Origin of the sequence: Corynebacterium tuberculostearicum, assembly GCF_046097255.1 — a bacterium.
GTDB lineage: Bacteria > Actinomycetota > Actinomycetes > Mycobacteriales > Mycobacteriaceae > Corynebacterium > Corynebacterium tuberculostearicum_J.
Map to the genome: position 1 here is coordinate 1529508 of NZ_CP175770.1, position 22970 is coordinate 1552477.

General features: G+C 60.2%; 24 protein-coding genes. 16 read left to right on the plus strand and 8 right to left on the minus strand.

All coding sequences use genetic code 11. The annotated features are described in order from the left end of the window. Positions 1-51: 51 nt before the first annotated feature. The 3 genes from ACKFRY_RS07290 (at position 52) to ACKFRY_RS07300 (ending at position 5522) form a co-directional block, all read left to right on the plus strand. Complete coding sequence (locus tag ACKFRY_RS07290; RefSeq protein ID WP_408922568.1) at positions 52-687, plus strand: TIGR03085 family metal-binding protein; 636 nt, start codon at positions 52-54, stop codon at positions 685-687. A gap of 217 nt (positions 688-904) precedes the next feature. Beyond that, positions 905-4231, plus strand: coding sequence for a DNA translocase FtsK 4TM domain-containing protein (locus tag ACKFRY_RS07295; RefSeq protein ID WP_408923416.1), 3327 nt, complete (start codon positions 905-907; stop codon positions 4229-4231). Positions 4232-4400: 169 nt separating this feature from the next. Further along, positions 4401-5522, plus strand: a complete 1122-nt coding sequence (locus ACKFRY_RS07300) for a TerC family protein (RefSeq protein ID WP_005325135.1) — start codon at positions 4401-4403, stop codon at positions 5520-5522. On the opposite strand, the gene ACKFRY_RS07305 is transcribed toward ACKFRY_RS07300, so the two are convergent. Beyond that, on the minus strand, positions 5519-5806 hold the full coding sequence (locus tag ACKFRY_RS07305) for a YciI family protein (protein WP_284820316.1): 288 nt from the start codon (positions 5804-5806) through the stop codon (positions 5519-5521). The genes ACKFRY_RS07300 and ACKFRY_RS07305 overlap by 4 nt on opposite strands. 59 nt (positions 5807-5865) lie before the next feature. Here ACKFRY_RS07305 and pgsA point away from each other — a divergent pair, with 59 nt between their 5' ends. The 4 genes from pgsA to ACKFRY_RS07325 all read left to right on the plus strand — a co-directional run bounded on the left by pgsA (position 5866) and on the right by ACKFRY_RS07325 (position 8390). Next, positions 5866-6450, plus strand: coding sequence for a CDP-diacylglycerol--glycerol-3-phosphate 3-phosphatidyltransferase (gene pgsA, locus ACKFRY_RS07310; protein WP_034668451.1), 585 nt, complete (start codon positions 5866-5868; stop codon positions 6448-6450). Between the two features lie 7 nt (positions 6451-6457). Continuing rightward, positions 6458-6955, plus strand: coding sequence for a CinA family protein (locus ACKFRY_RS07315; RefSeq protein ID WP_408922569.1), 498 nt, complete (start codon positions 6458-6460; stop codon positions 6953-6955). A gap of 26 nt (positions 6956-6981) precedes the next feature. Further along, the gene (locus tag ACKFRY_RS07320; RefSeq protein ID WP_408923417.1) at positions 6982-7344 is read left to right on the plus strand and encodes a helix-turn-helix domain-containing protein; all 363 of its coding nucleotides are present in this window, start codon (positions 6982-6984) and stop codon (positions 7342-7344) included. Between the two features lie 185 nt (positions 7345-7529). Beyond that, the gene (locus ACKFRY_RS07325; RefSeq protein WP_005325125.1) at positions 7530-8390 is read left to right on the plus strand and encodes a PspA/IM30 family protein; all 861 of its coding nucleotides are present in this window, start codon (positions 7530-7532) and stop codon (positions 8388-8390) included. A gap of 79 nt (positions 8391-8469) precedes the next feature. Here the strand turns inward: ACKFRY_RS07325 and ACKFRY_RS07330 are convergent, their stop codons facing one another. The 3 genes from ACKFRY_RS07330 to ACKFRY_RS07340 are packed head-to-tail and all read right to left on the minus strand — an operon-like array spanning position 8470 to position 10357. After that, complete coding sequence (locus tag ACKFRY_RS07330; protein WP_408922570.1) at positions 8470-9090, minus strand: energy-coupling factor transporter transmembrane component T family protein; 621 nt, start codon at positions 9088-9090, stop codon at positions 8470-8472. Between the two features lie 11 nt (positions 9091-9101). Continuing rightward, complete coding sequence (locus tag ACKFRY_RS07335) at positions 9102-9794, minus strand: energy-coupling factor ABC transporter ATP-binding protein (RefSeq protein WP_408922571.1); 693 nt, start codon at positions 9792-9794, stop codon at positions 9102-9104. Next, a complete protein-coding gene (locus ACKFRY_RS07340) occupies positions 9794-10357 on the minus strand; it encodes a biotin transporter BioY (protein ID WP_408922572.1) in 564 nt (187 codons plus the stop codon). The genes ACKFRY_RS07335 and ACKFRY_RS07340 overlap by 1 nt, the downstream gene beginning before the upstream one ends. 163 nt (positions 10358-10520) lie before the next feature. Between ACKFRY_RS07340 and ACKFRY_RS07345 the strand changes: the two genes are divergently transcribed. From ACKFRY_RS07345 to ACKFRY_RS07365, 5 genes are all read left to right on the plus strand, one after another. Further along, a complete protein-coding gene (locus ACKFRY_RS07345; RefSeq protein ID WP_005325117.1) occupies positions 10521-10736 on the plus strand; it encodes a DUF3046 domain-containing protein in 216 nt (71 codons plus the stop codon). Positions 10737-10918: 182 nt separating this feature from the next. Then, entirely contained in the window at positions 10919-12055 is a 1137-nt protein-coding gene (gene recA / locus ACKFRY_RS07350; RefSeq protein WP_239194076.1) for a recombinase RecA, read from the plus strand. A 50-nt stretch (positions 12056-12105) separates the two neighbouring features. Beyond that, entirely contained in the window at positions 12106-12708 is a 603-nt protein-coding gene (recX, locus tag ACKFRY_RS07355) for a recombination regulator RecX (protein ID WP_408922573.1), read from the plus strand. A gap of 45 nt (positions 12709-12753) precedes the next feature. Then, positions 12754-14316: a tRNA (N6-isopentenyl adenosine(37)-C2)-methylthiotransferase MiaB gene (gene miaB / locus ACKFRY_RS07360; RefSeq protein WP_005328636.1), complete on the plus strand. Its 1563-nt coding sequence runs from the start codon at positions 12754-12756 to the stop codon at positions 14314-14316. Between the two features lie 22 nt (positions 14317-14338). Continuing rightward, positions 14339-14968, plus strand: a complete 630-nt coding sequence (locus ACKFRY_RS07365; RefSeq protein ID WP_408922574.1) for a hypothetical protein — start codon at positions 14339-14341, stop codon at positions 14966-14968. Positions 14969-14979: 11 nt separating this feature from the next. On the opposite strand, the gene ACKFRY_RS07370 is transcribed toward ACKFRY_RS07365, so the two are convergent. Together ACKFRY_RS07370 and ACKFRY_RS07375 are read right to left on the minus strand one after the other, a co-directional pair. Continuing rightward, complete coding sequence (locus tag ACKFRY_RS07370; RefSeq protein WP_408922575.1) at positions 14980-16110, minus strand: GNAT family N-acetyltransferase; 1131 nt, start codon at positions 16108-16110, stop codon at positions 14980-14982. Continuing rightward, positions 16110-17414 (minus strand): DUF349 domain-containing protein, encoded by a 1305-nt coding sequence (locus ACKFRY_RS07375; protein ID WP_150851426.1) that lies wholly within the window; start codon positions 17412-17414, stop codon positions 16110-16112. Before ACKFRY_RS07375 ends, ACKFRY_RS07370 begins: the two co-directional genes overlap by 1 nt. 136 nt (positions 17415-17550) lie before the next feature. Here ACKFRY_RS07375 and ACKFRY_RS07380 point away from each other — a divergent pair, with 136 nt between their 5' ends. Genes ACKFRY_RS07380 through dapF form a run of 3 tightly spaced genes read left to right on the plus strand, consistent with a single transcriptional unit; the run spans position 17551 to position 19912 of the window. Continuing rightward, entirely contained in the window at positions 17551-18150 is a 600-nt protein-coding gene (locus ACKFRY_RS07380; protein WP_408922576.1) for a hypothetical protein, read from the plus strand. Further along, positions 18138-19046: a tRNA (adenosine(37)-N6)-dimethylallyltransferase MiaA gene (gene miaA, locus ACKFRY_RS07385; protein ID WP_408922577.1), complete on the plus strand. Its 909-nt coding sequence runs from the start codon at positions 18138-18140 to the stop codon at positions 19044-19046. The genes ACKFRY_RS07380 and miaA overlap by 13 nt, the downstream gene beginning before the upstream one ends. Before the next feature lie 5 nt (positions 19047-19051). Beyond that, entirely contained in the window at positions 19052-19912 is an 861-nt protein-coding gene (gene dapF, locus ACKFRY_RS07390; protein WP_408922578.1) for a diaminopimelate epimerase, read from the plus strand. A 39-nt stretch (positions 19913-19951) separates the two neighbouring features. Here dapF and ACKFRY_RS07395 read toward each other — a convergent pair whose 3' ends face one another. Continuing rightward, a complete protein-coding gene (locus tag ACKFRY_RS07395; RefSeq protein ID WP_251067651.1) occupies positions 19952-20563 on the minus strand; it encodes a hypothetical protein in 612 nt (203 codons plus the stop codon). A gap of 36 nt (positions 20564-20599) precedes the next feature. Continuing rightward, positions 20600-21397, minus strand: a complete 798-nt coding sequence (locus tag ACKFRY_RS07400) for a hypothetical protein (RefSeq protein ID WP_408922122.1) — start codon at positions 21395-21397, stop codon at positions 20600-20602. 75 nt (positions 21398-21472) lie between these two features. Here ACKFRY_RS07400 and hflX point away from each other — a divergent pair, with 75 nt between their 5' ends. Then, positions 21473-22966 (plus strand): GTPase HflX, encoded by a 1494-nt coding sequence (gene hflX, locus ACKFRY_RS07405; RefSeq protein WP_005325105.1) that lies wholly within the window; start codon positions 21473-21475, stop codon positions 22964-22966. Positions 22967-22970 lie beyond the last annotated feature (4 nt).

Here is a 22970-nt window from a genome sequence, read left to right on the forward strand (position 1 = left end):
GGGTGCCTCGCGCTAAGTAAGACACAGCCCCAGCATGCCAGCTAGCTCGGTATGCTGGGGCTTATGTCGTTTTCTTCTGCTGAGCGCGCCAAGATGGTAGCGCTATTTCATAAGCTTGGTCCCGATGCACCTACCTTGTGCGAGGGCTGGACAACCCGCGACCTAGCCGTGCATTTATGGGTGAGGGAAAACCGCCCCGATGCCGCCGCCGGCATCTTCGTCAACGCACTGTCCGGCCGGCTGGAAAAGAAATCACGCAAGGTGGCCGAACGCGACTTTGATGAGTTAGTTGATGACTGGGGGAGGGGACCTGCTTCCTATAACCCCGTCCGGTTCGTGGATGCACAGCAAAACTTTGTGGAGCACTTTGTTCACCACGAGGATATTCGCCGGGCTAATGGCATGGGCCCACGCGACTTTTCGGCACGCATCAAGCAACAGATGCATAGCTACCTAAAGCCCTTGGCTAAGGTGGCCTTGCGCAAATCTGAACGTCCGGTCATTCTGCAGCCGGAAGGATTGCCGCGAATCGTTGCCGCAGATACGCATGGCGTGGTGGAGAAGGGCGATGCCGTGGTTCGCGTTTCAGGCGAGGTAGGCGAGCTCATCCTCTGGTCCTTCGGGCGTGATGCTGCTGAAGTCAAGATTGAAGGTGACTCCGAAGCCATCGTAAAGTCAATTCTCTAATCTTGATTTAATCGCGGTTTCTTAGCTGTGGGGTGCGTGGGAAGCGTTCGCCGTTAGATTGTGGGTCCAGGAGTTAGGGAAACGCGTGTGGCTAATGTGATTTATGGGGTGGCGCGGTTAAGGTAGAGGCATGTCTGTCAAAAATGCCTCTTCGCGCGGAACGCGCCGAAAGTCGAATCGTTCACGGCCGTCGGGCCGCAGCCGGTCCGGTGCTGGCATGCCGGAAAACCTGGCTATGACGTCTTCGCATCGGCGCGCGGCGGCGACCTCGCAGGAGCGTACGGGCAGTGCGTTCCGGGCCGTCGGCAAGGGCTTGGGCGTTGCCTTTGGTGCCACGGCCCGCGGCATGGGAAATATGGCGCGGGGTGTAAGCCATGGCGTCGCCGGGCTCAAGCCCAGCGAAGACGTATATGAGACCGAGGAGTACGAGACGACGAGGGAGCCGGAAGAAATTTCTGCACGCGGGGAGAGAAAGAAGAAGAGCAAGGTTACGCGGGCGCGCGATGTAGCTGCGGAAGAAGAGTTTTCTACCATGGAAGTAAGCGAGGAAGAATCACGCGGTATTCAGGTGAAAAATCCTGATGCGGTGGCGCTCGTTCTTATTGGTATTGCCATCGTGCTTGCGGCTACCGTCTGGTTTGGCGTTGCCGGCCAGGTAGGCGCCTGGGTGGGCAATATCGTCCGCTACGTCATTGGTGCAGGCGCCTGGGTGCTGCCGGTGGCACTGGTGGCCTTGGCCATTGCCTTGATGATGGATATCTCCGGCCCAGCGGGGCACTTTAAGCCGCGCATTGTGGGCGGTATTAGCATTATCGTCCTTGCCATGCTCAGCTTGATCCACATCTTTGCTGGTACCCCTGAGCTAGGCTTTACCCCGGACAGCGCCGGTGGTGCCGGCGGTGTAATCGGCTACGCCATCGGTGGCCTTCTGGAGACGGCCTTCACCTCTTTCGTCGCTGTGCCGTTGCTTTTCCTCGTCATTATCTACGGCGCCCTATTGGTCACCGGCATTACTATCCGCGAGGCCTATGAGTTGGTGGCTGATGCCATTGCTGCGGCCTTCTCCCGCTTTGGCGGCGCGGACGAAGATTATTACGACGAAGAGGGCGATGACCTCTACGGCCACGTGACTGGTGATATTGATGACATCGCAGAAGGACGCGAGCGCAGCGAGCGCCCAGCACGACCTGTGGCCAAGCGTCGTTCCTCTGCGCGTGGTGGAAGCCTGCGCGCTTTCCGACGCCCCACTGAAGACCCCGCCCCGCGTGGTTCTTCTTATCCGGTAGATTCCCCTGCTGCAGCAGAGGAGGAACATGCCACCCGCGCCTTTAGCGCACCAACGCGAGGCGGGTTCCAGTCCGTGTCTAACGCGGCTGAGAAGCCAGTCTCCCGTGACATCGGCGATACCGATGAGATCCCGGTGGTAGACGACGCCGCTGCGTCGTCGCCGGAACAACCGGCTTCCGGGGATCCGGAACCGACCCGAGTGCTGGGCACTACTCGTCAACGTCCCGCTTCCCCTTCTACTCGCTCGGCTACGGCAGCGGGTGCTGATGCTGGCACCGCCGCCGGTAACGCAATTGGCTCGGCCGCTGGTGCGGCTGCGGGTGCCGCGGGTGCTGCGGGAGCAGCAAGTGGCGCAGCAAAGACTGCTGCTGCGGGTGCTGCCGGTGCCGCTGGCGCTGCAGCAGTCGGTGCAGCTGCAGGCGCTGCTGGATCCGCGGTGGAAGGAGGCGCTGATGCGGTCTCGTCCGCACACGAGAAGGCCCGCCAACTCTTCCGTGAGCGCTCCGGACGCGACGCTACGACCGGTGCACAGGTGGACTCCACCGAGCCTGCGGCCGAGGCCGCAAGGGAAACGGGTACCTCTGCTGCACCTGCGCCGGCCGCGCAGTTTGGCAACGAGAATTACGCGGTTCCCACCACGGACCTGCTGACTCCGGGCACTCCAGCAAAGGAGCGCACGGAGATTAATGACCGCATCATTGAGGCCATCACCGATGTCTTCGAAGAGTTCAAGGTCGATGCCCAGGTAACCGGCTTTAGCCGTGGCCCAACAGTGACCCGTTATGAAATCGAGCTGGGGCCCGGCGTCAAGGTATCGAAGATTACGAACCTGCAATCCAATCTGGCCTACGCCGTGGCCACGGATAATCTACGTTTGCTCACGCCCATCCCCGGCAAGTCGGCCGTCGGCATTGAGGTTCCGAACCCGGACCGCGAGATGGTGCACCTGCGCGAGGTGCTTGATGCGCCGAGCATGACCAGCTCGCCGGATCCCATGCTCATCGGTTTGGGTAAGGACATCGAAGGCGAATACACCTCGTTCTCGGTACAAAAGATGCCGCATTTGCTGGTCGCCGGTGCTACCGGTTCCGGTAAGTCCGCTTTCGTCAACTCCATGTTGGTCTCGCTGCTAACCCGAGCCACCCCTGAGCAGGTTCGCCTCATCCTGGTGGACCCGAAGATGGTGGAACTTACCCCGTACGAGGGCATTCCGCACCTGATCACGCCCATCATTACCCAGCCGAAGAAGGCCGCAGCAGCCCTGCAGTGGCTGGTGGAGGAGATGGAGCAGCGCTACATGGATATGAAGGCCGCTCGTGTGCGCAAGATTGAGGACTATAACCGCAAGGTGGTCTCCGGCGAATACCAGGCACCGGCAGGATCCGAGCGCGAGGTACGCCCGTACCCGTACATCGTCTGTGTTGTTGACGAGTTGGCCGACCTGATGATGACCGCGCCAAAGGAGATTGAGGACTCCATCGTCCGCATCACCCAGAAGGCGCGTGCCGCCGGTATTCACCTGGTGCTGGCAACCCAGCGCCCGTCCGTGGACGTGGTGACCGGCCTGATTAAGACCAACGTGCCATCGCGTCTGGCGTTCGCGACGTCCTCGTTGACCGACTCTCGCGTTATCTTGGACCAGGGTGGCGCGGAAAAGCTCATTGGTATGGGCGATGGCCTCTTCATTCCGCAGGGCAAGCGTCCTGTGCGTATGCAGGGCGCATTCGTCTCGGATGATGAAGTCATGGCGGTTGTCGATGCCGCCAAGTCGCAGGCTGCGCCGAACTACACCGAGGGCGTGACTGAAGAGAAGCAATCCGAGGCCAAGCAGGAAATCGATGAGGAAATTGGCAAGGACATGGACGACCTCCTCGAGGCCGTCGAGCTGGTGGTCACCGCCCAGTTGGGCTCGACTTCTATGTTGCAGCGTAAGCTGCGCATCGGTTTTGCCAAGGCCGGTCGTCTCATGGACCTGATGGAATCTCGTGGCGTCGTCGGACCGTCCGAGGGCTCCAAGGCCCGCGAGGTCCTAGTGAAGCCGGAAGAGCTCGATACCATCATCTGGATGATTAAGGGCGCCGATCCTGCCGAAGCCCCGAAGGAGATTCAGGAGGAGATGCAGCAGCAAGAGCAGGAGGAAGCTGCCGCTACTTCCGACGCCGATTCTTCCGCAGGCGCCGATTCCTCCCCGCAGGGCGATGCCGGCGACACCCGTACCGTTCAGGCGACGTATAACCCTTCGGCAGGCGCCTTCTAAGATCGTGTAAGGTTGGACGGGTCTTGGAGGGGAGTACCCCATCCTTCGGCATCGATCGTCAGCACGGTAGCATTACGCTCCCGGTCGTGCCGGCCCAGCGGAATTTAGTTCGCCGGGCGGGGGAGACCTCCGGTCAATTTGTTGTATCTTCGACCGGAGGGATGTACCAATGCATGTGCCATTGTGGATCTGGGCGATTTCTATCGTCGTCATTCTTGGATTCTTTGTTTTTGATTTCTACTCCCACGTGCGCACCCCGCACGAGCCGACGCTGAAGGAATCCGGGTTCTGGACCCTGTTCTATGTCGGTATCGCTTTACTTTTTGGTGCCGGTGTGTGGGCCATTTGGGATCACGAGCACGGCATCCAATTCCTCACGGGTTACGTGACAGAGAAGGCGCTATCCGTAGATAACCTCTTTGTTTTCGCGCTTATCATGGGCGCCTTCAAGATCCCGCGTAAGTACCAGCAAAAGGTATTGCTCATCGGTATCGTTATTGCCTTGGCATGCCGCCTGGTGTTTATCCTTTTGGGTGCTGCGGTCATCGCGGCATGGTCCGATATCTTCTACCTGTTCGCGATATTCCTCATCTACACAGCGATCAAGCTCATCGTCGACGAGATTCGGGACGCCCCCGAAACCGATCCCAATGACATGGGCATCATCAAGCTGATCCGCAAGGTAGTCCACGTCACCCCGCGCTACCACGGCGATAAGCTCACGCACCGCCTGGAAGATTCCTCGGGCAAGCGGAAATTCGCGTTCACCCCGCTATTTATTGCGTTGGTGTCCATTGGCCTTATCGACGTGATGTTTGCCTTCGACTCCATTCCGGCCATTTACGGCATTACCTCGGAAGCGTTCTTGGTCTTTACCACGAATGCCTTCTCCCTCATGGGATTGCGCCAGATGTACTTCCTGTTGGATGGCCTACTGGATCGTTTGGTGTACCTGCCCTATGGTTTGGGCATCATCTTGGGCTTCATCGGTGTGAAGCTCATGTTCCATGCGCTGCATGAGAATAACTTGCCGTTTGTAAACGGCGGCGAGAACGTGGAGTCGATCCCAGAATTTTCCACCATCACCTCACTTATCGTGATCGTGGGTGTCCTGGTTATTACGGTTATCGCCTCGATTATTAAAAACAAGCGCGATGAGAACCAAGGCGGAGTACCGGTATCGCACAATCACTTCGACTGGGACGAGGAGGGCAATAAGATCGTCCGGAACAAGAAGGGCGAATTCTTGGGCAAGGCCGAAGACCTGCCCAAGGAAGAGCTACCCCACTAGAAGCGGGCGTTTACGGGATTCCATTCGCGGAAGCTGCGGCCGGTGATACAGCCGGCTTGGTAGAAGGGGTCGTTGTCCATGAGGGCGATGGCGTCGGCGACCACGGCGTCGTCGGCAAGCCCCACGATGATCAGCGCGCCGCCCTTGGAATCCGTCAACGGGCCGGTGGCAATGATGGTGCCCTCCTCAAAAAGCTGCGCGGTAAACTCGCGGTGCGCGGGGCGGGCCTTAGCAATCTCAGGATTTTTGGGGTTGTAGTCGTAGCTCACAGCAAAATACTTCATGCTTTGCATTTTAAAATGCAGGGGCATCCAAGCGCAGGCCCTTGGCGCTAACAGGTAGTATGTATAACGTGAATCAACCCGGAACACAGTCAGCGCAATCCTCGGATGTGAATCCGCAGGTATCCAATTGGAACCTGCCAAATATTCTCACCAGCCTGCGCATTCTTTTCATTCCGGTTTTCGCATGGCTGGTGATTGTTGGCCATGACTGGTGGGCTTTTGGGCTATTTGCGGCCTTAATGCTCACAGATAAGCTCGACGGGGACATCGCCCGTGCCCGTGGCCTTATCACCAATTTTGGCAAGATTGCTGATCCCATCGCGGATAAAGCGCTTATGACTACCGCACTGGTATGCCTCAACATCATTGGGGTACTGCCAGTGTGGATTACCGTGGTCATTCTCATCCGTGAGTTCGGAATCACCATCTGGCGTATGGTTTTGTTGCGCCGCGGTAAGGTCGTGCCTGCTTCGAAGGGCGGCAAGCTGAAGACTGTATTGCAATCCCTGGCAGTGGGGCTGTACCTGTGGCCGTTGCCGGAGTGGATGAACGTTCCTACCTTCCTAGTGATGCTCTTGGCCGCAGTGGTGACCGTGGTTACCGGCGTCCAGTACCTCATCGACGGTAAGAAGCAGAATAGCTAGGTAGATCATGAGCACCATGGCGGCTCGCCTCGTATCCGAGCTCACCGAGCGCGGCGAGACTTTGTCCTTTTGTGAGTCACTTACTGCTGGGTTGGCCAGCGCCACGGTGGCTTCTGTCCCTGGAGCCTCGGCTGTATTGCGCGGAGGGCTTATAACATATGCCACCGAGGTGAAATCCCACTTTTTGCACCAACCGGTAGCCGATATCGAAGCAGCCGGTGTGGTTTCTGGGGAGACCGCCCTTGCAATGGCCCGCGCGGCAGTGGCAGAAACCGCTGCGGACTGGGGGATAGGCCTTACCGGAGTGGCAGGACCAGACCTACAAGAAGGCAAGCCGGCGGGCACCGTATATATCGGCATCTATTCTCCTGGCAGAGTCGCTTTCTCCCAGCTGCTATCCGGATTGGGCAAGGAGCGAAATGAAATTAGAGAGGCCACGGTCGCAGCCGCCCTGCGTCTACTGTGCTCAACTGTGGAAGAAAATCCGGCACCGCGGGAACAATAACGAGACAAGGAGCGTTGACCATAGTGATGAACACTTCTACTGCAGTCCTCGAACACCCGGTAAACGGCGCTACTGCACCAGCGGCGCCCGCCACTGCTCGTACCCCTGAGCCCCTTTTGCGTGAGGCTCTTGGGTTGACGCTGCGCGCCTTCCGCGCGGACAAAGGAGTAACCCTGCGCGAATTGGCCGGGGTGGCCCGCGTATCGCCGGGTTACCTTTCGGAACTTGAACGCGGCCGCAAGGAGGTCTCCTCTGAACTCCTTGCGTCCGTGTGCCACGCGCTGGATTGCTCAGTCTCGGACGTATTGATTGAAGCGGCCGGTTACATGGCCCTGCCCTCCATGGATGAGGAGCTTGCCCATACGGCACCTGCCGCATCAGAGCTTTAGCCCACAGCGGTCTATGTCTACAGCCGGCCTATTCTCTCGCGAGGAGGGGGCGGCTGTGGTGGTTAAGGGGGGCGTCGGCAAGCGCCCGCGACCGCGGGGAGTACAAGCGGCGGAAACAGCGCTTCGCTAGTATAAACAGCAGAACATTACGCACATTTTTTAACCTAGAAAGGTTGAAGCACACCATGGCGAACCCATTTGTTAAGGGCTGGAAGTACCTGATGGCACTCTTTGATAATAAGATCGAGGAAAACGCCGATCCGAAGGTGCAGATCGAGCAGGCTATTGAAGATGCTCAGCGCCAGCACCAGGAGCTGTCTCAGCAGGCGGCCGCCGTGATTGGTAACCAGCGCCAGCTGGAAATGCAGCTTAACCGCCGTCTGGCAGAGGTAGAAAAGCTGCAGGGCAATGCTCGCCAGGCTCTGGAATTGGCTGATCAGGCCCGTGCCAAGGGCGATGAAAATAAGGCCGTGGAGTACGAGAACGCGGCAGAGGCTTTCGCCGCCCAGCTGGTTACCGCGGAAGAGTCCGTGGAAGATACCAAGAAGCTGCATGACCAGGCGCTACAGCAGGCAGAAAAGGCCAAGAATGCGGTTCAGCGCAACAACGCCGCGCTGCGCGAAAAGGTCAATGAGCGTTCCAAGCTGCTTTCCCAGCTGGAGCAGGCAAAGATGCAGGAAAAGGTCTCTGAGTCTTTGAACTCCATGAACGAGCTGACTGCCAATGGCAATACACCGTCTCTGGATGCTGTACGCGATAAGATTGAGCGCCGTTACTCCAAGGCACTCGGCCAGGCTGAGCTTGCTGAGAACTCCGTGGAAAACCGCATGGCCGAGGTACAGCAAGCTGGTATTCAGATGGCCGGTCATTCCCGCTTGGAGCAGATTCGCAGCGAAATGAACTCTTCTAAGTCCGTGGAAGGCAATAAGGCTCAGGCCATTGAGGGCAATAAAGCGTCCGGCTCTGCTGCCGACAACGCTGCTCAGCCAGGCAGTGCCAACAACGATGCTGTGCAGGCCCGTTTGCGTGAGCTGCGTGGGGAGTAACCCCCCGACAGTCTTTTAAATATTTATCGCCTCCCTCGGCCATCATGTGGTGGTGCAGGGGAGGCGATAATTTATGCTGCTAGTCTCCGACGCCGCGGGCTTGCAAAGCCTCACCCATGGCGCGCGCTCGCCGGATGGAGCGAATAATAACGGGGGTGCCAAATGCCAGCGGGGACATCCCAGCACCGCGCGCTTTGCGGGCATCCAGGACTTCATAGACGGTCTCAAACATCAGCGGGATGAGCCGAATAGTCAGTGACATAGCCAAGCTGATGTTTTCTACCGGTATTCCGAGCCGCTTTAGCGGCTGCAGCGACTCTTCCAGCGACTCCATAATCTCATCGACCGTGGAGGTCAGCGTGAGCAAGAAGGCAGCCATCATAGCGGCGAAGACATTGAGGAACATCACCGCCGCATAGTCGAAGTCCTTTGCCCACCATTGAAAGCCAGCTAGGGGGACTAGGAAAAAGAGTGGCGGCCAGATCTGACTCCACGCAATGCCCAGTGGAATCTGGGCGCAAGCATAGAGAAAGACGACAAAAATGACGCCGCCTGCTGCCCACGGAATGGACTTGAAAAAGATGCTGGTGACCAGGATAAAGACTAAGAGGAATGCGATCTTCCTACTGGGCTTGATGCGGTGAACAAAGCTCGTGCCGTCAACATAGACCGAAAGTGGGAGATTCGTGCGTCGTTGCATGACAATTCTCCCTACAGCGGCCGCTGGGCCATGAGGTCTTGGTAAAAAGCTATGACCTCCGCAGGCCGGCCATCCGCGGCGATGCGATGGTCATCGATGCAAATGACCCGATCAAAATCACGCAGAAAGTCCAGATCGTGCGTCACCACAATTAGTTGCTGTTCCAATCGCGCGAATTCTCTTTTGATTCGATCGCGGTTGCGCAGATCCAGCAGGGTAGTGGGCTCATCAGCGATGATGAGAATCGGGTCGATGACCATGACCGCTGCCAGCGCGAGTAGTTGCTTTTGTCCGCCAGACAGCGTGTGCGGCGAGCGCTCCGCAAATTCGGCGAGACCGAAGCGCTCGAGGGTAGCATCCACGCGGGCGAGGCGCTCGTGTTTGGGCAGCTTAAAGCGGCGGAGCGAAAAGGCGACGTCATCGCGCACATTGGGCATGACAATCTGGTTTTCGGCATCCGAAAAGACAAACCCCACCTTTTCGCGCACCTTTTTGCCCTGCTTGGCGACGTCCATCTGGTCCACCGTCACCGTACCTTCACTAGGCTCGCCCAACCCATTAATGAGCCTGGTCAAGGTGGATTTCCCGCCACCATTCTGGCCGATGATGCCAATGCGTTGTTCGGTGAGGGTGAGGTTGATGTCCTCGAGCACCACGGTGTCATCAAAGGCCACCGTGACCGAGGAAAAATCGATCGTGGGCACTAGGCAGCCTTTCGTCCCATCAGATCGGGGAAGGCCGCGTGAACACCCAGAGCGATGATGACGGCAACGACCAGCTTTCCAGCATCGACGGGGATAAAGGGCAATTGGGCTGCGAAGGCTGGGCCAATTTCCAAGCCAGAGCGGATCATGAGACCAAAGGCGCCGCAGATGTACTGGACGGCAAGGCCGGCAACGGCAGCGATGGCAAGCATGACCGCCATGCCGCCCTTGTTCTTAGGGGAGCGGTAGGCAATTGCGCCGGCGACTGCTGGCGAGAGAACATAGCCGATGATGTAGCCCGCGGTTGGGCCTGCCAGTGCGCGGAGCGTGGTACCGCCACCTGCCAGAACTGGGAGGGCAAGGCCCAGGAACAAAAAGAGGAGTCCCACGTAACCGCCGCGCTTGCTGCCCAAAATTAGGCCGGCGAGGAGGAGCGCTGCGTTTTGCAGCACGATGGGCACGCCGGCCGAACCGATGGGGATGGACACGAAGGCAAGGACGATGACGAGAGCGGTAAACACGGCAACATAGGCAATGGTGGTTGCCAGAGAGTTCTTTTTCATGCTCAAGAGGTTAGCACTGCATGAAAACTGCAGACAATTGAGGGTTTTGAACGGTGTTCACCCGCGGCTGATAGTTGTGAGGCAGGGCCATTGCGGCGGGCTCCCAATCGACGCTTTCTGGACCGCTGGCGCTCGTGCTTAAGCGCTGAGTAGGATAGCGCGCATGCGATTGACCGAGTATCACCAGCTCATTGTGGACGAATTTGGCGAGTCTAAGGGAAAGTGGATTAGCCACTCTCATGTCTTGCCCGACCTCGGGGCAACGCCCGATGAGCTTATCGAACGCGGCGTCGATCCGCGTCGCGTCTGGCTGAGCCTGTGCGATGACTTTGATGTACCGAAGGAGCGCAGGTTGGGAGTCGATTACCCAACTTTATAGCGCCGTCGAATTCGGCGGACTGGCGTTTTCACTTTCGAAATTCGAACAGATGTATGTAAGATGGCAGAAGTGTCGATGCAGTCGTCTACAGTGGGATGGCGTTGACGGAGGGAACCGTTTGAGTTCCACGGCAGTCTAATAATGCGTTAGTACATCGTCGTTAAAGATAAGGATGAAAGTTAATGGCAACCAAAAAGAAGTCTTCTTCTGCCGCCTCTAAGGGAGATGACCGCCAAAAGGCCCTCGATGCCGCAATGGCCATGATTGAGAAGGATTACGGCAAAGGCGCTGTGATGCGCCTGGGCGATGACAACCGCCCACCGATTAAGGCCATTTCTTCCGGTAATACCGCAATCGATGTCGCGCTTGGTATTGGCGGTTTCCCGCGCGGGCGCATCATAGAGATTTATGGCCCGGAGTCTTCCGGTAAGACCACTGTTGCGCTGCACGCTATTGCATCCGCGCAAAAAGATGGCGGCATTGCCGCGTTTATTGACGCCGAGCACGCGCTCGATCCGCAGTATGCTCGCCTGCTTGGCGTGGATACCGATAACCTCCTGGTTTCCCAGCCAGATACCGGTGAGCAGGCCTTGGAGATTGCCGATATGCTGGTGCGCTCCGGCGCAATTGACATCATCGTCGTTGACTCCGTAGCTGCCCTTACCCCGAAGGCGGAAATTGAAGGCGAAATGGGCGATAGCCACGTCGGCCTCCAGGCCCGCCTGATGTCCCAGGCGCTGCGCAAGATGACCGGTGCCCTGTACAACTCCGGTACCACCGCTATCTTCATTAACCAGCTGCGCGAAAAGATTGGCGTGATGTTCGGCTCGCCAGAGACCACCACCGGTGGTAAGGCGCTCAAGTTCTACTCTTCGGTGCGCTGCGATATCCGCCGCATCCAGACATTGAAGGATGGCCAAGATGCCATCGGTAACCGCACCAAGCTCAAGGTTGTAAAGAACAAGGTCTCTCCACCATTTAAGATTGCTGAGTTCGACATCATGTATGGCGAAGGCATCTCTCGCGAGTCGTCCATCATTGACCTTGGCGTCGAAAACGGCTTCATCCGCAAGTCCGGCTCCTGGTTTACCTACGAAGGCGACCAGCTGGGCCAGGGTAAGGAGAAGGCGCGTAATTTCCTGAAGGATAACCCGGATCTGGCTAATGAAATCGAGCAGAAGATTTTCCAGAAGCTCGGTATCGGCGAGGCCGCGGCCGAAGGCGAGGAGGGCGCTGCGATGGACGTTCCTGGTGCCGATGACCCATTGACCGATGAGTCCGTGGATCTCGTTCCAAACGTCGATTTTGATGACGACTAGAAACGTCTAACCCGTCCCCACACAGTCCGCGTACTATTTGAAACTGCATCATGAATCAGCCCGCCCCCGAAAAGCTCGCCCAACTCCGACAGGCCCTCGAAGCCTATGAGAATGGAGCAGCTGGGGGCGGGCTTTTTGATCGAGAGGCAGAAGAAGCTAAGGCCAAGGTCCGCTCTCGGGCCCTAGGCCTTTTGGATCAGCGTTCTAGGTCCCGGAAAGAGCTCTATGACCGTCTAGTAAAGGCCGAGTTTGAGCCAGATGTCGTTGAGGACGTGCTAGATGATTTAGCCCACGCGGGCCTGGTGAACGACGCCGCTTTTGCACACGAGTGGGTGCGCCAGCGCCATAAGCGGCGCGGCAAGTCCAGCTCGGTTCTCAACAGGGAATTGCGGGAAAAGGGCGTGAGCGAGGCCGACCGTGCTGAGGCCCTCGAGCAAATTGACCCTGCCGATGAACAAGCCATGGCACATGCCCTTGCGGAAAAGAAGGCTCGCTCCATTAAATCCGTACCGGAGGATCGCAAGGAGCGCGACAAGGCCCTACGCCGCATCGTGGGTGTGCTGGCACGCCGCGGCTTCAACGAAGGAATGTCGCTGCAGATCGCAATCGCAGCCCTTGACGCGCGGTGCGCGGAGCTGCGCGCAGAGGACTGATACGGCTAAGGCAGGGTAGCGCCGGAATGGCCAAGTCCGGCAGTTATGAGATGCCTAGCTTCATGGCTAAACTATGCCGACGTGGAGCAGACAATCGCAGATAACCGTACTTATGAAGTCCGAACTTTCGGCTGCCAGATGAATGTGCACGATTCCGAGCGCATCTCTGGTCTCTTGGAGGAGGCCGGCTACGCGGCCGCCGGCGAAGGCGTGGAGCCAGATCTCATCGTCTTCAATACCTGCGCCGTGCGCGAAAATGCCGATAAACGGCTCTACGGCACCTTGGGTGCCTTGAAGAAGACAAAGGAAAATCATCCCGGCATGCAAATTGCCGTGGGCGGTTGCTTGGCGCAGAAAGACAAGGACACCGTCCTAGATAATGCCCCGTGGGTTGATGCTGTCTTCGGCACTCACAATATGGCGGCCCTGCCGACGCTGCTGGAGCGCGCCCGACACAACGATGAAGCCCAGGTAGAAATCGTTGATTCCCTCGAGGCTTTTCCGTCTGTCTTGCCAGCCAAGCGTGAGTCTGCCTATGCCGGCTGGGTTTCTGTTTCTGTAGGCTGCAATAACACCTGCACCTTCTGCATTGTTCCTTCCTTGCGCGGCAAGGAAGAGGATCGCCGGCCCGGCGATATCTTGGCAGAGGTCAAAGCCCTAGTAGATCAGGGCGTATCCGAGGTCACCCTGTTGGGGCAAAACGTCAATGCTTATGGCGTCAATTTCGCCGATCCCGATATGCCGCGTGACCGTTTCGCTTTTTCTAAGCTGCTGCGCGAGGTAGGCAAGATCGAAGGCCTTGAACGCCTACGTTTTACCTCCCCGCACCCAGCGGAGTTTACTTCCGACGTCATCGATGCCATGGCCGAGACACCGGCAGTGTGCCCGCAGCTGCATATGCCACTGCAGTCTGGCTCCGACAAGGTCCTTAAGGACATGCGCCGTTCCTACCGCACCAAGAAGTTCCTGCGGATTTTGGACGAGGTACGGGACAAGATTCCACACGCCGCAATCACGACCGATATCATCGTGGGCTTCCCGGGCGAGACCGAGGAAGACTTCCAAGACACCATGGAGCTTGTGCGCCGCGCTCGCTTTGCCTCGGCCTTTACCTTCCAGTATTCGCCGCGCCCGGGAACCCCGGCTGCGGAAATGGAGGACCAGATTCCCAAGGAGGTCGTCCAGGATCGTTTCGAGCGTCTCGTTGCCCTGCAAGACAGCATTCAGGCAGAGGAAAACAAGAAGCTCATTGGTACGGATGTGGAGCTTTTGGTGCAGGCCGAAGGCGGCCGCAAAAACGATGAAACCCACCGCATGACCGGCCGCGCGCGCGATGGCCGCCTAGTGCATTTCACCCCGGTTGACTCTGACGGCACGGATATTTCGGCGGAGATTCGCCCGGGCGATGTGGTGCATACCCAGGTCACTGGTGCGGGCTCCTTCTTCTTGCTTGCCGACGCCGCCGTTACCTCCCACACCCGCACCAAGGCCGGCGATATGTCCGCTGCCGGCGAAACGCCTACCACCGCACCCATCGGCGTCGGTCTGGGATTGCCGTCGATTGGCAAGCCCGCGGCCGCCGATTCCGGCGATTCCTGCGGTTGCTAGCAGGGGAGTAGGCTAGGGAGCCATGACTGAGGAACGTTCGACCACCGCAGCCCACAATGCAGCTAACGCTGAGCGTAGAGCAGCACAAACAATGGACCTCGGCGGTCACAAGGTCACGCTGTGCATTGCAGTGGTGGTCTATTTCCTCTACCTGATTTTGCCCTACGCCGGTCCGGCTCATGGTTGGGAGGCATTGACGTTCGGCACCACATCTAGTGGCGTGAGGATTTCCATCATGGAAACCGTCTCTGCGTGGCTCGCGCTCATTGGTTTGGGCATTCTTACTCCGGTGACGCTGTTCACCCGTCGCGCCACGCCTGGGCTGATTGCATGGATGTTGGTGACGGTGTCCTTCTTTGCCAACCTATGGGGCTTCTGGTTCCGTGGCTCTACCGCCGACGGGGCGTCGCTGGGAATGTGGGTAGGAATGCTAGCTACCTTCCTAGCATTTCTGGCCTATAGCATGGTGGCGCTGCGCCGCAGCCCAGAGCAGAAGGCCGCCGAAGCCCGCGTGCGCGCCACCGCCGGACAGCTCGATGAGGTGGGCGAATTTCAATCCAGGATTGACGCGGCACCGCAGCGGGAGCCACTGGAAGACAATCGCCGCAAGCAAGCCGCCGAACGCCACCGCGCCCAGCGCGGCGAGCAGTAGGCCTGCCGCCACTAGTCCTGCAGCCGCAACTCCCACGCGGAAGATCGGGAAAGTTCCCGGGCACCCAGGCTGCGGTAAATGGCATTCATGGCCGCGTCCTTGGCGGCAACGGAACAATAGCAGCGCCGCACTCGCGGCCAATAGCCTGCCACCTCATGCAGCGCTGTGAGCTTGGCTAGCTGCGCAAGTCCGCGGCGGCGGTGCGGGCGATCGGTCACAGTCAGAGTCCACTCGCATACTTCAGGATTCGCGTCCTCGTGCCTAGCCATTTCGGTCAGTGCGAGAATGCTCCCGTCCTCGGCGGTAAGTGCGATAAGAAGCGTGTGCCCGCGACGAGAGCGCAGGCGGCTGTGCGCTTCGCGCAATCGAGTACGCGTCCATACGATGGGCTCCACCGTCAGATCACCAGTTTCTGCGTCTGTGGACGCTAGGCTAAGCAGCCGCATGACCTCGTCGAGGTAGCCCTCAGGGATGTCGTAATCCGGCCAGACTCGGGCGGTGATTCCCGCCGGGAGCAGTGCTGCGACAGGGCTTTCAGGGATGTCCATCACCAGCTGGTGTTCCGCATGCCGTTGCGTAAATCCCAACTCGCGGTAGATGCTGCCCATAGCGTCATAGTCCGGGTCCGCGCCCGGCGGGTGCAATAGTCCTACGTGCGCTACGGTGCGGCCGAGTTTACGGGCCAGCTCCAGCGCCTTCGTACCCATCCACTCGGCAACCTTGCGCCCTTCCTCATCGAGCTGCTCGCCGGGCAGAGGCAGGTCGCACAGCACGCATTCAATCTCTGCGGCCTCGCGCTCTTCCAACAGCGGCAGGCTAATGTGGATGAACCCGAGGTAATCCAGCTCCGGGCTCGGCTCCACCGAGGGGATGAGCGGCAGTCCCAGCTCAGAAACCTCACCAAGGGTGGAGTCGCCGTCCACTACGGCAAAGAGATGGGTCTGTGATTCGCTAGATCCCTGCAGGCGCTGAACCACGCGGCCTGGCGACGTCGATGCCGCGGCATCGCCGCTTGCTTCTTGGGCCGCCAAGTTGGCCCAAAAGACGAAGCTGCGAATGCAGTCCGCAGGTTCGCTGGGCCGAGATTCGGCGGTAGGTGAGTGCGGCGGCCGTGGTGGCCGCGCAATGTGGACGAGGTGCACTACTTATCGTTGACGGCGTTAGCGGCGGCGTCGGCAAAAGCCTGCCACTGCTCGGCCTGCGCGCGCAGATCAGCGGCCTTTTTCGCATTGCCCTTGGCCTCAGCTGCCTCGGCCTGAGAGTTAAACTCATCGACCTTAGCTTGGAACTGCGCCACGCGTGCTTGCGCCTCTGGGTCAGTGCGGCGCCACTCGGACTTTTCTGCCTCGGTGACGCGCTGCTCCAGCGCCTCAATCTTGGACTCGTACTCGCGCACTTGCTTGCGGGGAACGAAGCCAATCTCTTCCCACTTTTCCTGCAGCTCGCGCAGCTTGGCCTTCGCACCTTCGATGCCCTTGGACGGGTCGATCTGGCCGTCGTATTCCGCAATCAAGGCGTCCTTGGCCTTGGCATTTTCTGCAAACTCACGGTCGCGTTCGTCATTGACGGCATTGCGGGCATTGAAGAACTTGTCCTGGGCGGCGCGGAAGCGGGCCCACAGCTTATCGTCCACGTCGCGCGGGGCGCGGCCGGCGGCCTTCCACTCGGTCATCAAATCGCGGTAGGCGCGGGCGGTGGGGCCCCACTCGGTGGAATCCTGGATGGCCTCGGCACGCTCGACGAGTTCTTCCTTCTTCTTGCGGGCAACCGCACGGGCGCGGTCCAGCTCGGCAAAGTGGGAGCCCCGACGGCGGTTGAAGGAGTCGCGGGCGCGGGAGTAGCGCTTCCACAAGGCATCATCGGTCTTGCGGTCAATGCCCTTGATTTGCTTCCACTCTTCCAGGATGGCGCGAATGCGGTCGCCGGCGGCCTTCCACTCGGTGGAGTTTTCGGCAATCTCTTCTGCCTCAGCTGCCAGCTTTTCCTTGGCAGCAATAGCTTCCTCGCGGCGGCGTTCCTTATCGGCCTGCGCCTGCTCGCCGGCTTCTACCGAGTGCTCAATGACGGCAACAAGGCGGCGGTCAAGTGCTGCGATATCACCGATGACCGCAGCGGTAGGCAGGGTGTCGCGCAATTGCGCTGCGGTCTTTTTGATGCCAGCGGCCTCGCTGGGGTTGGCGCGCAGGCGCGCCTCGAGCAGTTCAATTTCGGTGGAGAGGTCGTCGTAGCGCGCGCCGTAGTGCTGTAGGCCCTCCTCGGGGGTGCCGGCCTGCCATTCGCCAATCTTGCGTTCGCCCTCCGGAGCGGAAACGAAGACGGAACCATCCGCGTCGACGCGGCCCCACTTGGCCGGGTCATTCTTGCTGGGTGCCTGGACGGGAACAGGCTTTGCGGTGGGACGAGGGCCCTTCTTGGGCATGGAACCTGGGGTAGGGATGGGAGACATGACAAGCCCTCCTATGCATAGATCGCCGCGCGTCACGGCTGCCGAATAAAATCACTGGATACATTACCGCGAATATCCCGCGCGTGCCCAGATTCTATTTAATTACCTCCACTTGGGTAGATAGTATGGAGGAATAATGTTCAATCTCATGGTAATGCCAGCCTCACCCGCGCTGGCCGTGGAGCTTTCCGCCAATGACGCCGCTTCTCGCGCACTGCTTGCCGCTGCCCGCACCCTCGCGGTGGAGGCTGCGGCCGCCGGCATAACGCAGGCAGATATCGTCGGCAGCCAGGACAAGCGCTGGTACACCGCCCACACCGGCAGCTTAAAGGCGTGGGGTGCGGCCACGAACCTAGGCGGCGGCAATTATCTACCCGAGATTATGGCCCGGTACGTGCTGCACAGCGTGCCGCAGCTAAATGCCCGCGCTAGCCGGGAGCGCATCGGCCAGCCGGATCCAGCGACGCTCACCATCGTCGTGGCAGATGGCAGCGCGGGACTGACCGAGCGAGCCCCCATGGCGCTCGTTCCCGGTGCCCAGGAAGCGCACGAGTGGTGCGAGGAGTTGCTCATGGGGGCGTCGGCAAGCAAGGCAGGCGAGTGGCTTTCCCAGCGCGGCGTAGTAGAGCCCGCCCTTTGGGAGGAATTGGCGGGCCTAGACCCTAAGAAGAAGCAGTTGCTGGCTACCGACGCCACCCTGGGGGTTGGCCGCTACGTTGCAGGATGGGAGGTCTAATGCGCCCGATTGCAGTGTTTGGACCCACCGCCTCCGGCAAATCTGCGCTGGGGTTGGCGCTGGCGCAGGAGCTGGACGGCGAGGTGGTCAACGTCGATTCCATGCAGCTCTACCGCGGTATGGACATTGGCACCGCCAAGCTCACCCCGGCCGAGCGCGAAGGAATCCCGCACCACCAGCTTGACGTGTGGGATGTTACCAAAACCGCTTCTGTGGCGCGCTACCAGCGCGATGCCATCGCGGACGTGGAAGGCATCATGGCCCGCGGCAAGACACCAATCTTGGTCGGCGGCTCCATGCTTTATGCCCAAGCGCTTGTCGACGACTGGCAGTTCCCACCCACCGACCCCGCCGTCCGCGCCAAGTATGAGGCCCGGCGCGTAGAAATCGGCACCGACGCCCTGCACGAGGAGCTGGCGCAGGTGGACCCGGCCGCGGCCGCCATCATTGAAGATAAGGACCCACGGCGCACTGTGCGCGCCCTGGAGGTCATCGAACTGACCGGTAAACCTTATAAGGCCAGCCAACCGCCGAAGGACGCCCCGCCGCGGTGGGGTACCCGTTTGCTCGGCCTGCGCACCAACGCAGATTGGCTTAATCCGCGCATCGAGCTGCGCACCCGCCAGATGTTTGAGCGTGGGCTCATCGAGGAAGTCGAGCGCCTCCAAGCCCAGGGCTTGGTGGCCGATTCCACGGCCGGGCGTGCCATAGGCTATGCGCAGGTATTCCAGGCCCAGCGCGGCGAACTCACCTGGGATGAGGCCGTTGAGCGCACGATTACCGGGACACGGCGCTACGTGCGCCGCCAACGCTCGTGGTTCAATCGCGACAAGCGCATCACGTGGTTGGATGCCGCGGGCGATACGACCGCCCAGGCGCTGCGCGCGCTAGGGTAGGGAGCATGAAATTTGCCAAGGGTCATGGAACTGAGAACGACTTTGTCATCGTCGAAGACCACGCGGCCGCCACGCCGCTTGCCCCCGAGCGCGTAGCGGCGCTGTGCGATCGCCGCGCCGGTATCGGCGGCGACGGATTGCTGCGCGTCGTGCGCGCCGAGGCCTTGCTCGCGGCCGGGGAAATCGAGTCGCTGCCCGAGGGCATCGCGCCCACTGACTGGTTTATGGATTACCGCAACGCCGACGGTTCCGTGGCCGAAATGTGCGGCAACGGCACCCGCGTTTTCGCCCACTGGCTCCGGTCGCGCGGCCTCGTCGAAGAAGACGAGTTCACCATCGGTACCCGCGCCGGCGCCAAGCGCGTGACGGTGCACTCGTGTGATGAGCAAGCGGCCGAGGTCACCGTAGAGATGGGACCGGCCGAAGTAACGGGTGTATCCACCGCGTCTATGGCCGGGGAGAGCTACGCCGGTCTAGGCGTCGACATGGGCAACCCCCACCTCGCGGCCGTAGTGCCGGGGCTGGACGCCGAGGGACTTGCGGCCAAGACTTTCGAGCAGCCAGTCATCGATGAAGCCTTCTTCCCAGCCGGCGTGAATGTTGAGGTCGTGACCCCGCTGCGCGATGGCCACGTGCACATGCGCGTCTTTGAGCGCGGGGTAGGAGAGACCCGCTCTTGCGGCACCGGCACCGTGGCGGCCGCGACCGCCGCGCTTGCCGACGCCGCCGTTGACCACACCACCACCCCTCACGGCACCGTGCACGTACACGTCCCCGGCGGGGAAGTGACGGTGGACATCTACGAGGGTGGCTCGCGCCTGACCGGCCCGTCCGCCATCGTCGCCACCGGCGAGACCTCCCTTTAGACCGCGTCGGGCCCGACGCGCGCGGTGCGCGGTGAGTGCTTAGGCGCTGCGCCCTTCGCCTTCCTCTTCCTCGAACGCTTGCTCTTCGAGGGCTTGGCGGCGCAGGGCGCGATTTTTTACTTCGTTCTTTTCATACTTCGGCCCGAGCGCAAAGGCGGCGCGGCGGGCCGATAGCCAGGTTTCCTTGAGCTCGCGGGCTCGTTCATCTGTCACCTTGAGCAAGGATTCCAGCTCGTTGGTGCTGACCTCTTCTGCGTTGACGCGCAGGTTCAATCGGCGCAGGAACCGTCGCGCGCCCGAAATCTCATAGTGGAAGGCTTCGATGGTGGGGTCGGAGCAATCCAGATCTAAAAGCGCCGGCCGGTAGAGCGTGCGGTCCGCGATCTTCTCGGCCGCCTCGGAGGACCGGAAGTCTTCGTACTCCGCCAAGACGTCCTCAATATCTTCGGCCGAGAGCCGAATAGAGCTGCGCAGCGCCGCCTGCTCCGAGGCGTCCGGCCGGGTGTGGAGCATAAGCAGCGCCGCCGCGATAAGTAGTGCCGCGATGAAAACCCCGGGAAGTTTTAGGGTTGCCACAACCGCCACTGATCCCACCAGGATCAGCGCGAGGACCAGCACCCGCCGGTTTCTCGCATTTTCCGGGAAAGGCATCCACACAGCTATTCCACCAGACCTTTGCGTCAGTTCTTAATGGCCGCCGCAGCCGCAGCCACCAGAGCCACAACCGCAGCCAGCGCCGTCGCCGCAGCCACCGCTGGGCATTTCAATAGAAGCCGTCAGCAGGGCGGTGCCGGCCACGATAGAGTCCTTGGCCGGTAGCTCGTCGCCCCCTGCAGGCAGGCAGAGATCGAAGGGGAAGAGGCCATCCATGACGAGGTGGGCGAATTTCTCGCCGGTTAGCTCATTGGTACGCCACTCGGATTCCATGACGCGGGCCGCAAAAGTAGCGGCCGGGGTAGGAACCTCCGCGCCAGAGCCGGAGGAAATAACCTTTGCTCCTGCGGACTCGAAGAGCGCCGGGAATTCGCCCTCGGCCGCCTCGTAGGCATCTGCCGACTCGTAGGTGCGGACATCAAGGCCCATGGCGGTGAGGGAGATTTGCTGCCATTGCTGCAAGGGTTCGTCGGCAAGCAAAGGCCCCTGCGCCAGGTTCGCGGTGGCCTGGGCGATGGTGGTGCCGAAAGGATCGATGATTTCCAGCAGGGCGAGAACATCGTTGACCATCTCTACGTGGGCGAACCCCTGCGTAACCGCATTGAAGCCGATGAAAGTAGCAAAAGGCTCCACCGCGAGGATATTGAGCTGCGCGCCCGATGGATCGGTGAACTGAATCAGCTGACCACCGCGTACCTCACCGGTAACGGCCAAGCGATCGCTAGCGATGGCGGCCTCGACGGCGTCCTGCCAGCGTTCGAAATTGAGGCCAATGGCCTGCATCTCGGTATTCTGCTTCACCCCAGTGTCCTTAACGTTCATGCCCGCCATTGTATCGCCTTGTGCAGCCAGCTAAGAATCCGCAATTCCCGCTTTCGGCCGTAACGTGCCAAAATGAGAGGTAGTATGACCGAATTTTCCCAGCACAATAACGACGATCTCCTCGCCCGCGCGTTCCGCGATAACGACGCCCCGGCCGCACCAGAGGCGACGCCCACCACCGGTGACCTTGACCTGGCAGAGCGTAACGCCTTCCGCCGCGTTACCCGTGAGACCACCATCCGCGCTGAGGACACCACCGATGGCTATGAGGTGGAGTACCGAAAGCTGCGCCTCGAGCGCGTCATTCTGGTTGGCGTGTGGACCGAAGGGACCGTGGCCGAAGTCGAAGCCACCATGGACGAGCTTGCAGCGCTGACCGAGACCGCCGGCGCCGAAGTAGTAGAGATGATCTACCAAAAGCGCGATAAGCCGGATTCCGGCACCTTCATTGGCTCCGGCAAGGTCAAGGAATTGCGCGACATCGTCGAGGCCACCGGCGCCGATACCGTGGTGTGCGATGGCGAGCTCAACCCTGGCCAGCTCACCGCTCTCGAGCGCGCGCTTAACACCAAGGTCATTGACCGCACGATGCTCATCCTTGACATCTTTGCCCAGCACGCCAAGTCCAAAGAGGGCAAGGCACAGGTCTCCTTGGCGCAGCTGGAATACCTCTACACCCATACCCGTGGTTGGGGCGGCAATCTTTCGCGCCAGGCGGGCGGCCGCGCCGGCTCCAACGGCGGCGTCGGACTGCGTGGTCCCGGTGAGACCAAGATTGAGACGGACCGCCGCCGCATTCGCACGGAGATGGCCCGGCTGCGCAAAGAGCTGCGCGCTATGAAGACCGCCCGTGAGGTCAAGCGTTCCAAGCGCCAGCGCTCAACCATCGCGCAGATAGCCATTGCCGGCTACACCAATGCTGGAAAGTCCTCGCTCATTAACGCCATGACCGGCGCCGGCGTGCTGGTGGAGGACGCACTCTTTGCCACGTTGGACCCCACCACTCGCCGTGCCACGCTTGCCGACGGCCGCCAGGTCGTCTTCACCGACACCGTCGGGTTTGTCCGCCACCTGCCCACGCAGCTGGTCGAGGCCTTCAAATCCACACTGGAAGAGGTCCTGGCCGCCGATATTATGCTGCACGTGGTCGATGGCTCTGACCCATTCCCGCTCAAGCAGATTGAGGCGGTCAACCAAGTCATCTATGACATTGTGTCCGAAACCGGCGAGCAGGCCCCGCCCGAGATCATCGTGATCAATAAGATCGACCAGGCCGACCCGCTGGTGCTCGCCGAGCTGCGTCACGTACTCGACCACGAGGACGTAGTCTACGTATCCGCGCGCACGGGCGAGGGAATCGACGAGCTTACCGCGCGCGTAGAGCTCTTCCTCAACTCCCGCGATAGCCACGTCAAGCTGCAGGTTCCCTTTACCCGCGGCGATGTGGTGGCTCGCGTACACGCCGAGGGCACGGTGCGCCACGAGGAGTACACGGCCGATGGCACGCTTGTCGACGTCCGCCTTCCCGCACCCACCGCCCGCGAACTCGCCGAATTCATCGTGGAGGAAGTTTCCTAAAACC

Bases quoted from the DNA above. Each gene is read 5' to 3' on its own strand.
- ACKFRY_RS07290 (WP_408922568.1), top strand. From the start codon at position 52: ATGCTGGGGCTTATGTCGTTTTCTTCTGCTGAGCGCGCCAAGATGGTA.
- ACKFRY_RS07295 (WP_408923416.1), top strand. From the start codon at position 905: ATGCCGGAAAACCTGGCTATGACGTCTTCGCATCGGCGCGCGGCGGCG.
- ACKFRY_RS07300 (WP_005325135.1), top strand. From the start codon at position 4,401: ATGCATGTGCCATTGTGGATCTGGGCGATTTCTATCGTCGTCATTCTT.
- ACKFRY_RS07305 (WP_284820316.1), bottom strand. From the start codon at position 5,806: ATGAAGTATTTTGCTGTGAGCTACGACTACAACCCCAAAAATCCTGAG.
- pgsA (WP_034668451.1), top strand. From the start codon at position 5,866: ATGTATAACGTGAATCAACCCGGAACACAGTCAGCGCAATCCTCGGAT.
- ACKFRY_RS07315 (WP_408922569.1), top strand. From the start codon at position 6,458: ATGAGCACCATGGCGGCTCGCCTCGTATCCGAGCTCACCGAGCGCGGC.
- ACKFRY_RS07320 (WP_408923417.1), top strand. From the start codon at position 6,982: ATGAACACTTCTACTGCAGTCCTCGAACACCCGGTAAACGGCGCTACT.
- ACKFRY_RS07325 (WP_005325125.1), top strand. From the start codon at position 7,530: ATGGCGAACCCATTTGTTAAGGGCTGGAAGTACCTGATGGCACTCTTT.
- ACKFRY_RS07330 (WP_408922570.1), bottom strand. From the start codon at position 9,090: ATGCAACGACGCACGAATCTCCCACTTTCGGTCTATGTTGACGGCACG.
- ACKFRY_RS07340 (WP_408922572.1), bottom strand. From the start codon at position 10,357: ATGAAAAAGAACTCTCTGGCAACCACCATTGCCTATGTTGCCGTGTTT.
- ACKFRY_RS07345 (WP_005325117.1), top strand. From the start codon at position 10,521: ATGCGATTGACCGAGTATCACCAGCTCATTGTGGACGAATTTGGCGAG.
- recA (WP_239194076.1), top strand. From the start codon at position 10,919: ATGGCAACCAAAAAGAAGTCTTCTTCTGCCGCCTCTAAGGGAGATGAC.
- recX (WP_408922573.1), top strand. From the start codon at position 12,106: ATGAATCAGCCCGCCCCCGAAAAGCTCGCCCAACTCCGACAGGCCCTC.
- miaB (WP_005328636.1), top strand. From the start codon at position 12,754: ATGAGATGCCTAGCTTCATGGCTAAACTATGCCGACGTGGAGCAGACA.
- ACKFRY_RS07365 (WP_408922574.1), top strand. From the start codon at position 14,339: ATGACTGAGGAACGTTCGACCACCGCAGCCCACAATGCAGCTAACGCT.
- ACKFRY_RS07375 (WP_150851426.1), bottom strand. From the start codon at position 17,414: ATGTCTCCCATCCCTACCCCAGGTTCCATGCCCAAGAAGGGCCCTCGT.
- ACKFRY_RS07380 (WP_408922576.1), top strand. From the start codon at position 17,551: ATGTTCAATCTCATGGTAATGCCAGCCTCACCCGCGCTGGCCGTGGAG.
- miaA (WP_408922577.1), top strand. From the start codon at position 18,138: ATGGGAGGTCTAATGCGCCCGATTGCAGTGTTTGGACCCACCGCCTCC.
- dapF (WP_408922578.1), top strand. From the start codon at position 19,052: ATGAAATTTGCCAAGGGTCATGGAACTGAGAACGACTTTGTCATCGTC.
- ACKFRY_RS07395 (WP_251067651.1), bottom strand. From the start codon at position 20,563: ATGCCTTTCCCGGAAAATGCGAGAAACCGGCGGGTGCTGGTCCTCGCG.
- ACKFRY_RS07400 (WP_408922122.1), bottom strand. From the start codon at position 21,397: ATGGCGGGCATGAACGTTAAGGACACTGGGGTGAAGCAGAATACCGAG.
- hflX (WP_005325105.1), top strand. From the start codon at position 21,473: ATGACCGAATTTTCCCAGCACAATAACGACGATCTCCTCGCCCGCGCG.